Genomic DNA, 8,354 nt, shown 5'->3' on the forward strand with positions numbered 1-8,354 from the left:
AGGAGAGAGAGACATGCTGTCCCTGTTCCGCATCACCGACGTCTCGGCACACTGCGACCTGCCGTGCGGCGTCTACGACCCCGCCCAGGCACGCATCGATGCCGAGTCCAACAAGGCGAACATCGCCAAGGTCGCGGACAACGACGACCCCGACTTCCGCACCCGCGCGATCCTCATCAAGGAGCAGCGCGCCGAGCTGGTCAAGCACCACCTGTGGGTGCTGTGGACCGACTACTTCAAGCCGCCGCACTTCGAGAAGTACCCCCAGCTCCACACCCTCGTCAACGAGGCCACCAAGCTCGCCGGTGCCAGCGGCACCAAGGGTGAGCTCGACGCCGGCAAGGCCGACGAGCTGCTCGCCAAGATCGACGAGATCGCCGAGATCTTCTGGGAGACCAAGAAGGCCTGACGGTCTCCGCAGGCTTCTGACCTGCGCTTTTAGTATATGGACGCCGCCTCAGTCCGCACAGAGTCCGCAAGGGCCGCAGGACTGAGAGCGGCGTCCAGCACGTTCCGGGTCCGGTCCTCATCGCCGGGGAACATGTGCGCGTAGGTCCGCAGGGTGATGACCGCGGACGCGTGCCCGAGGAACGTCTGCACCTGCTTGACGGACGCACCGCCGGAGCTTAGGGCCGAGGCCGCGAAGTGCCTGAGATCGTGACTCGTCGCAGCGACGTCCGCCGCCTGGGCCGCGTCCCTCCACAGCCCCTTCCATCGTCGGTACGTCAGGGGCGCACCGAACTCGTCGACGAACAGCGCCGTGTGGGTGCCGGGAAACATACTCAGGTGCGAGGTGATCGCATCCAGGACCACCTGACCGACCGGGACCGTTCTTCGCGACGTCTTCGACTTCAACGGGGCAAGCTCGCCGGATTGTAGCCGCTGACGCTCGACGCGAATCGAGCGACGCAAGTAGTCGACGTCGTACATGCCGAGGCCGAAAGAAGCCTGGGGAGCGGCTAGAGGGAGCGAAAAAAGTTGAGACATCGAAGTTCGTCGAGAACCGTCAGGGCGATATTCGGCTCGGATCGCTGCGCTGCGCCGCGGAGATTCTTGAGGCGTTTGATGGAGGGACGCTCGGCCAGCAGAGTCTCCGGCCGCTGGCGGCATCGCTCGACACGAGTGACCGGATGTTGCTCTCTCACATCGGCACCAAGGACCACCTTGTCGCCGCTGTCCTCCGTGACTCCAACGACCGTGCGGTGGCCACAATCTCCGTACTCGCAACGGCGCCGGAACCTGCGCGCGGTGCACGACCTCTGGTCGGTGGTGCGGTCGCCCGAGTTCGAGCCCCGCACCCGGCTGTACATCGACGTAGCCTTCATGGCCTTCCTTCTGGATGCTCCGCGGGCGGTGGTCGACCTGGCCGACGCGGTGGCGCCCTGGGCTGACGATCAGCCGTGCTTGACGCGCGTGTAGTCCTCCAGCCCGTACTGTGAGCGGTTCTTGCCGTAGCCGCTCTGCTTGAAGCCGCGTGCGGCATCTCGGCCACCAGCGGGATGTGGGTGTTCACGCACACGCAGCCGAAGTCGAGGTCGAGGTCGACCGAGCAGCGGTGGGCGGTGCCGTGGTCGGAGGTCCAGACGCTCGAGGCCAGCGCGAGGTCGACGTCGTTGGCCAGCTCGATCGCCTCGGTTTCCGAGCGAAAGCACTGGAGCGTCAGCTCGGGCCAGAACGTCTCCTGCTGCGCTACCGGATTACACGGATGGTTGAGGACTTCGCCTTTGATCTGAGGAACTCCGAGCAACGCCTTTGGTGGAACGGGCGGTCGTCTTGGGATCGGTCTGAAACTCGCGCCTCGACCCAGTCCATCGCTTCGCGAACCACACGGTACTCATCGCCCCACGCGTCCGCGGTGTTGTTGTCGTCGACATTCATGAATCCGAGGTCAAGCACTTCTACCGGGCGTTGACTGTTCGACCCGAGTGTGTGGAGGGTTGGCAGGAGGCATGCAGCACCCAGAACAAGCCGACGCTCTATGCATCGACGCTGGCGAGGACCGCGGCCGCCGCGCGCTCAGCTGACCCGATGCAGTCAGGAATACTCAGCCCGTGGTAGCCGCTACCGGCCAAAACGATTCCCGGGTGGGCAGAGAGGATCCTTTCGGCGGCCGCAACTCGGCTCAGGTGACCCACCGTGTACTGCGGCATCACCCCAGTCCATGGATAGACCCTCCCCACTACAGGTTCCGCGGTGATCCCCAACGAAGCAGCGAGCTCCCCCTGCGCCATCGACATCAGCTGCGAATCGGGCATCCCGGCGAGTGTCGCCCTGCCTGCGCCACCCAACGAGACCCGAAGCAGGACGTGCCCGTCTGGGGCTCTGCCGGCGTACTTCGAAGAGCTCCAAGTGCAGGCCCGCGCCATCCGACGCTCCTGCGCGGGAACCAAGTAGCCGTGTCCCTCGAGCCGTTTCGGTACATCGGCCGCACGGTATCCCAGGCTCACCGTGGCGCTTGAGGAGTACGGCGTCTCGCGAAGCACCCCTGCGAGGCCGTGGTCCAGTCCTTGGAGTGCGTCGGCGGCGGCTGTCGCCGGAACGGCAATCACGACCGCATCGGCAGGCAGCCACTCTCGGCCACGTGCGGTTGCGATCTCTACCGAGTAGCCACCGTTGTGGGCGTGGTCGATGGCGACCACCCGCGTGTTCAAGAGCATGTCGACCCCGGGAAGATTGCGTCCGAGTGCCTCGACGAGCTCACCCATCCCAGCCATGGGGGCAACCATCGCCATCATCGCGCTCGGCGTCTTTGTCGGCGAACGCCGGGCACGCCGAGCCGCCCGTCGTTCCTCCAGCACAGACCGGACCAGACTGCCGTGCTTCTCCTCAGCCGCTCGCAGCTGCGGCATGGTTGCCTGCAGGCTCAGGTGGGCGGGGTCAGCGGCGAAGATCCCGCTCACCAGGGGCTCCACGAGCCGCCGGTAGGCCTGGGCGCCAAGCCGCCGGGACACGAAGGACTCGACCGACTCGTCGCTCGGGTCGCGACGTGCAGGTACGGCGTACTCGAGGAGCAGGCGGAACTTGGCGGCCGGGGTAAGGAGACGCGTCTTGGCGATCGGCCAGATCCGCCGAGGGATGAACCCGTTCATGCCGTCCGGGAGGCGCCGCGGCCGGCCACGATGCATGACGTAGGTGCCGGACGTGCTCACGTCGTTGGAGCGAAGCCGTCCGGCCAGGCCGAGCTCCAACGCGAGGTCAAGGGCTTGTGGCTTGAACGTCACGATGGAGTCCGGACCGCCTTCGATCACGAAGCCGTCAACATGATCGGTGATGATCTTGCCGCCGGGGCGAGCGGATCCCTCGACCACGGTGATCCGGATCTCCGGCCTGTGCTGTCGCAGCCGGTACGCCGTGGTCAGGCCCGTGATCCCCGCTCCCATCACCACGACGTGGGGTGCGCGCGACGTCACGGTGTCCCTCGCGATGTCGTGAGTGGATCAAGATCTCGGAACGAGCCTGGTTGGTACAGGCAACTCGGATCCTCCGCCAGTGGATCCCCGGTGGTCGCATACGCATGTGAGCGCGAGCCTCCGCAGACGGTTCTGAACTCGCATTGCCCGCACTTACCGCCGAACGCGTCTGGGGTACGCAGCGCCTGCAGGAGCGCAGAATCGCGGTAGATCTCGGGGAATCGCGTGTCGCGGACCGAGCCGACAGCGACTGGCAGGAAGCCGCTGGGATAGACCATTCCCACGTGGTCTACGAAGGCGAAGCCGCGGCCCGAGTTGACATCGATCGGTGCACGCGGGTGGCGACGTTGCGGTTCTTGGCCGGTGAGCAGGTCGGCGGTGTCGCGGCGCAGCTGAGCGCGAAGCGGTCCCAAGGGGAATGCCTCGTCGACGTCACCCACGCCGGCTCGTTGCATGGCAATTCGCCGATAGTGAGGCGCTTCGGTCGCCTTGATCGCCACCAGCCCTGAGACGTCATGCAACCAGTGCAAGACCTCCTCCTCCTCGGCCGCTGTGAGCGGTTCCAACAATTTGCCTCGCCCGGTCGGGACGAGAAAGAACACGCTCCACAGGGTTGCCCCCAACTCGAGGACGGCCTTCAGGATCTTCGGCAGCTCGTGCACGGTGCTTCGGGTGACGGTCGTGTTGATCTGCAGGCGAAAGCCCACGTCACGGACCATGCGTGCGGCAACCATCGTGTCGTCAAAGACTCCTTCGACGCCTCGAAAGGAATCATGGATCTCGGCAGAAGACCCGTCCAGGGACAGTGAAACTGCCTTGGCTCCAGCGTCGTACAGCTCGACGAGGACCTTGCGTGTGAGCCGGTCCGTGACTGAGGGCGACAGAGCCATGCTCAGGCCGAGCTTGGTGCCGTGCGCGACCAGCTCCGGCAGATCAGGTCGCTCGAAAGGGTCACCGCCGGTGAGGACCACGAGCGGGCGGGGGGCACCGAACGAGGCGAGATCGTCCAACAGCCGTCGACCCTCGTCAGTGGTGAGTTCGAAGGGGTTACGGCTGCGGATGGCCTCGGCACGGCAGTGTGTGCACGCGAGCTGGCAGGCGCGCGTGACTTCCCAGATGACGATGAAGGGCCGCTCGGACGCGTCGTGGTGCAGAAGTCGCACGGGGCGGGCGTGTGTAACCGTCATGGCGCCCTCATCTCGAGCCGTGGTTCGCTTGGTTCCAGCGCAGCACACCCAGGATGGCGACGACCCCACCCATGCCTCCGATGACCATGCCGACGAAGAGCCACAAGAACCGCGGATCGAGCTCACCGGCATCGCCGGAAGAACCCACGATGGTGCCACCGAGGAATCCGGTCAGGGGCGCAAAGAGAGCCACGGTTGCTCCGATGATGATCCAGCCGACCCCTCGTGTGCGATCCCCTGTAGATGGGGACGGGTGTTCGCTGGCCGTCGTTGTCTCGGGTCCTGGTGGGATGTCAGCCATTGCTCTGCATTTCTGTGTCCTATCGGTCTGGGAGTCAGCATTCATTGCGGTGGCCGCCGGGTCTAAGGGGTCGACCCGGTCGCTGCGGTTGACCGGGGTCGCGCAGTGTCGTCAGCCGTCAGGTCCTGCTGCGTGGGTTCTGCGGTGTTGTCCAACCACTGGGGAACCTTGTTGAGAAAGGGCCCGATGATGTCCATCGGTAGCGGGAAGACGACAGTGGAGTTCTGGTCGGCCCCCAGCTCAAGCAGGGTTTGTAAGTAGCGCAACTGCAGGGACGCCGGATTGCGGCTGAGAATCTCCGCGGCCTGGCCCAACTCTTCCGACGCCTGCAGCTCACCGTGGGCGTTGATGATCTTGGCCCGCCTGTCCCGTTCGGCTTCTGCCTCACGGGCCATGGCGCGCTGCATCGCCTGGGGGATCTCGACATCCTTGATCTCCACCACCTTGACCTCTACGCCCCACGGCTCGGTCTGGGCGTTGATGCTCTTGGCGAGGTCCTCGTTGAGGTCGGCCCGGTGCGCGAGCAGCGTGTCCAAGTCGGCGCGGCCCACGACCGAGCGCAGAGTGGTCTGGGCCATCTGGGAGGTGGCCACGGCATGGTTCTCGACCGCCATGACCGAGCGGATGGGGTCGGTGACCCGGAAGAGGACAACCGCGTTGACGCGGGCGGGGACGTTGTCCTTGGTGATGACTTCCTGCGGCGGGATCGTCAGGGTCACGATTCGCAGGTCGACGCGCACCATCTTGTCCAGTCCGGGGAAGATCAGATGTACGCCGGGTGCGAGGACCGGGCGTAGGCGACCGAGCCGAAATGCCACTCCCCGCTCATACTCCCGCAGGACCTTCCCCGATGCGGCAAGCTCTACGAGGGCTACGACCACAACGATGAGAATGGCGAGCTGCCACGGCGTCATCTCTTCTTCCACCTGCTCGAGCCTGCAGATGGCTCCTGGACGTCTGTGTCCTTCTCGAATGCCGACCATCGGTTCTCGAACAAGTTGCGCACTGTGGGGCCTTTCGTCATGCCTGTCTCGACTCCGGTCTGTGTCGGGGCACCGAAACCGGGGTGCTCTTCGGTGTGGACAGCGATCGCTTCAGCCCGCCGGTCGCTGCCGTAGTCGGTGCGTCGTCGCGCAACGCTCGCCGTTGCGGCCAGGTGTGCTGCGACCGTCTCGTCCAGCCCCTCAACCTTGACGTGGTCGGGGAAGCCTGCCGGGGACCCACGCAGGTGAGACCACAGGGGCCAGCTACCCAGAGCAATCGCGGCGGTCGCCCCGCCCAACATCGTCAGCTCAAGGACGGTGCGGTTCTGGAACATGACGGCCAGGGGCCAGACGAGAGCGAGCACCACGACAACGCAGGCGATGCCCCGGTGGAACCGCTCGGCCTCAGAGTTGGGCCAGGGGTCTACATTTCGGCCCACCTGCCGTCCGTGCTCGGACGTGGTGCAGGTGCCCTTGACCGGACACGCGTTGCACACCGTGGGGGCGGCGCGATACCGCATCACACGGTTGTCCGGATCAAAGGAGATTGGCCACAACCACTGGTCTTCCGGGCAGATCCAGGCATCGTGATCCTCGTGGTACGTGAATCCGCCCGAGCGCCAGGCGTTCGTGCGCGCCGCGGTTCGTCGAGCCAGGCGGTCCAGGACGTGTGCGACGAACAGAAGGAAGACGCCGTAACTCACGGCGAACCAGACCGCAGCGTCGATCGAAGCCATCAACTGCCCCCGCCTGGACCGGCACCGTCATCCTCGGTACGACGGCGCTCGTCCGAGCTGTACGTGGAGTTCGGACTCACTGCGCCCGCGCCGACGGCCGTCAGAGGCTGCTCCTCGATGAAGAGCTCTTCCATGGGCACCTCGTAGGTGGTTCCCTTGATGCGGTATCGCACCCCGAGCCAGGCGATCCACAGGAATGGAAGCACTCCTCCGACGATGAAGATGACGTCCCCCGGCAACCGCAACCACTCCAGGACGGCGTTTCCGGGCTGGGTGATGAAGGCCAACGTGCGAGCCTCGTAGTAGCCCTCGTTGATGGAGTAGTACAACTGAAGGACTCCCAGCGGCAGCAGGGTGGCAAAAGTCATCCACGCGAGGCCGATGTTGAGCGACCAGAAAGACATCTTGGCGAGCCTGTCTGGCCATCGCTGCGCAGGGATGAGGTAGCGCAGCGCGAATAGCGCCAAACCCACACCCAACATCCCATAGACGCCCATCATGGCGGCGTGCGCGTGATTGGCCGTCAGCGCTGTCCCGATCTCGTAGTACGAAATGATTGGCAGATTGATCAGGAACCCGAAGACGCCGGCGCCCAGGAAGTTCCAGAATCCCACTGCCACCAGGAACATCACCGACCAACGGTGCGGGAAGGGGGCAGAGCTGCGTGATTCTTGGCGGGCGCCTAGCTGAAGGAAACTCCACGCCTCGATGGTCAGGAATGTCAGGGGAATGACCTCGAGCGCGGAGAAGAACGCGCCCAACGCCATGTGCTCGACCGGAGTGCCGGAGAAGTACAGGTGATGCATCGTTCCGATCACGCCGCCGGCGGAGTACAAGATGACATCGAGGAGGATGATCTGCATCGCGATTCTCCGGCGCACCACACCGAGCATGACGAAGATGTAGGCCACCATGACCGTGGTGAACAGCTCCAGGAAGTCCTCGACCCACAGGTGGACCACCCAGAACCGCCAGAACTCGGCGACAGTCAGATGTGTTCTAGGGCCGGCGAGCATGCCGACGGCGTAGAACGCGGGGATAGCCAGGCCGGAGTAGAAGAAGAGCCACGGAAGGTTGAACCGGTGCTCGGTCTTCAGGCGGGCGCGAATGCCGCGATAGATGATCGTGATCCACAAGAAGAGTCCGACCACGAGCAGCCCCTGCCACACTTTCGGCAGATCGAGGTATTCCCACTGTTGATCCCAGAACGGTGACCCTTCGGCGGCTTCGACGCCGAAGATGCTCAACGCCTCACCGACAAAGGATCCCGCGATGACAACAGCGAGAGCCCCGAGCAGTCCGTAAGCGAGCCAGTGCTGCCGCTTGGGTTCACGCCCCGAGATGTAGGGGGCCAGGAAGATGCCGGCCGCCAGGAACGAGGCGGCTGTCCACAACAGGGACAGCTGGACGTGCCAGGTCCTGGCGAGGTTGAAGGGCAGCACGCGGGCGAGGTCGAAGCCGAAGAAGCTCGACAGGTCGGCGCGGTAGTGCTCGATGGCGGCCCCGAGAAGTGCCTGACCCAGGAACAGGATGGCGACCACGAAGAAGAACCACGCGGTGGCGCTCTGCGCCGGTGTCACCTCGACGTCACCGGGCTGCCGGAACGCAAGCGCCGGCGCCTCCTCCCCGTGTTGCCAGCCCATGCTCTTGCTCCAGCGCCCGTACAAGCCGAACAACACGCCCGTAGCAGCCATCAGGGCGACCAGGGAGAGACCACTCCACACAATGATGTCGGC

At 64.9% G+C, this 8,354-nt stretch carries 9 protein-coding genes and 1 pseudogene; 2 read left to right on the forward strand and 8 right to left on the reverse strand.

The annotated features are described in order from the left end of the window. Positions 1-13 precede the first annotated feature (13 nt). On the forward strand, positions 14-409 hold the full coding sequence (gene sodN, locus RMO85_RS18595) for a superoxide dismutase, Ni (RefSeq protein WP_310530215.1): 396 nt from the start codon (positions 14-16) through the stop codon (positions 407-409). A gap of 29 nt (positions 410-438) precedes the next feature. Here the strand turns inward: sodN and RMO85_RS18600 are convergent, their stop codons facing one another. Then, on the reverse strand, positions 439-1,110 hold the full coding sequence (locus tag RMO85_RS18600; protein WP_310530209.1) for a tyrosine-type recombinase/integrase: 672 nt from the start codon (positions 1,108-1,110) through the stop codon (positions 439-441). 138 nt (positions 1,111-1,248) lie between these two features. Between RMO85_RS18600 and RMO85_RS18605 the strand changes: the two genes are divergently transcribed. Beyond that, on the forward strand, positions 1,249-1,419 hold the full coding sequence (locus tag RMO85_RS18605; RefSeq protein ID WP_310530217.1) for a hypothetical protein: 171 nt from the start codon (positions 1,249-1,251) through the stop codon (positions 1,417-1,419). A gap of 115 nt (positions 1,420-1,534) precedes the next feature. On the opposite strand, the pseudogene RMO85_RS18610 reads toward RMO85_RS18605, so the two are convergent. The 7 genes and pseudogenes from RMO85_RS18610 to RMO85_RS18640 form a co-directional block, all read right to left on the reverse strand. Further along, positions 1,535-1,747: pseudogene (locus RMO85_RS18610) on the reverse strand (aldehyde dehydrogenase family protein); the annotation flags it as partial. Between the two features lie 229 nt (positions 1,748-1,976). Further along, positions 1,977-3,410, reverse strand: coding sequence for a protoporphyrinogen oxidase (hemG, locus tag RMO85_RS18615; RefSeq protein WP_310530210.1), 1,434 nt, complete (start codon positions 3,408-3,410; stop codon positions 1,977-1,979). After that, complete coding sequence (locus tag RMO85_RS18620) at positions 3,407-4,573, reverse strand: TIGR04053 family radical SAM/SPASM domain-containing protein (RefSeq protein WP_310530211.1); 1,167 nt, start codon at positions 4,571-4,573, stop codon at positions 3,407-3,409. Before RMO85_RS18620 ends, hemG begins: the two co-directional genes overlap by 4 nt. Before the next feature lie 31 nt (positions 4,574-4,604). Further along, positions 4,605-4,790: a hypothetical protein gene (locus tag RMO85_RS18625; RefSeq protein WP_310530212.1), complete on the reverse strand. Its 186-nt coding sequence runs from the start codon at positions 4,788-4,790 to the stop codon at positions 4,605-4,607. A gap of 170 nt (positions 4,791-4,960) precedes the next feature. Continuing rightward, positions 4,961-5,881, reverse strand: coding sequence for a slipin family protein (locus RMO85_RS18630; RefSeq protein WP_397204324.1), 921 nt, complete (start codon positions 5,879-5,881; stop codon positions 4,961-4,963). Further along, positions 5,809-6,618 carry a hypothetical protein gene (locus RMO85_RS18635; protein ID WP_310530213.1) on the reverse strand — a complete coding sequence of 270 codons (810 nt, stop codon included), beginning with the start codon at positions 6,616-6,618 and terminating at the stop codon, positions 5,809-5,811. The genes RMO85_RS18630 and RMO85_RS18635 overlap by 73 nt, the downstream gene beginning before the upstream one ends. Then, positions 6,618-8,354: cbb3-type cytochrome c oxidase subunit I (locus tag RMO85_RS18640; RefSeq protein WP_310530214.1), on the reverse strand; the 1,737-nt coding region annotated here is incomplete at its 5' end. The genes RMO85_RS18635 and RMO85_RS18640, both read right to left, overlap by 1 nt.

Origin of the sequence: Nocardioides sp. (assembly GCF_031422975.1) — a bacterium.
In the GTDB taxonomy this organism is placed as follows: domain Bacteria; phylum Actinomycetota; class Actinomycetes; order Propionibacteriales; family Nocardioidaceae; genus Nocardioides.

What these genes read in the sequence shown, in the direction of transcription:
- sodN (WP_310530215.1), top strand. Translation starts at nt 14, where the DNA reads ATGCTGTCCCTGTTCCGCATCACCGACGTCTCGGCACACTGCGACCTG.
- RMO85_RS18600 (WP_310530209.1), bottom strand. Translation starts at nt 1,110, where the DNA reads ATGCCGCCAGCGGCCGGAGACTCTGCTGGCCGAGCGTCCCTCCATCAA.
- RMO85_RS18630 (WP_397204324.1), bottom strand. Translation starts at nt 5,881, where the DNA reads ATGGTCGGCATTCGAGAAGGACACAGACGTCCAGGAGCCATCTGCAGG.
- RMO85_RS18635 (WP_310530213.1), bottom strand. Translation starts at nt 6,618, where the DNA reads ATGGCTTCGATCGACGCTGCGGTCTGGTTCGCCGTGAGTTACGGCGTC.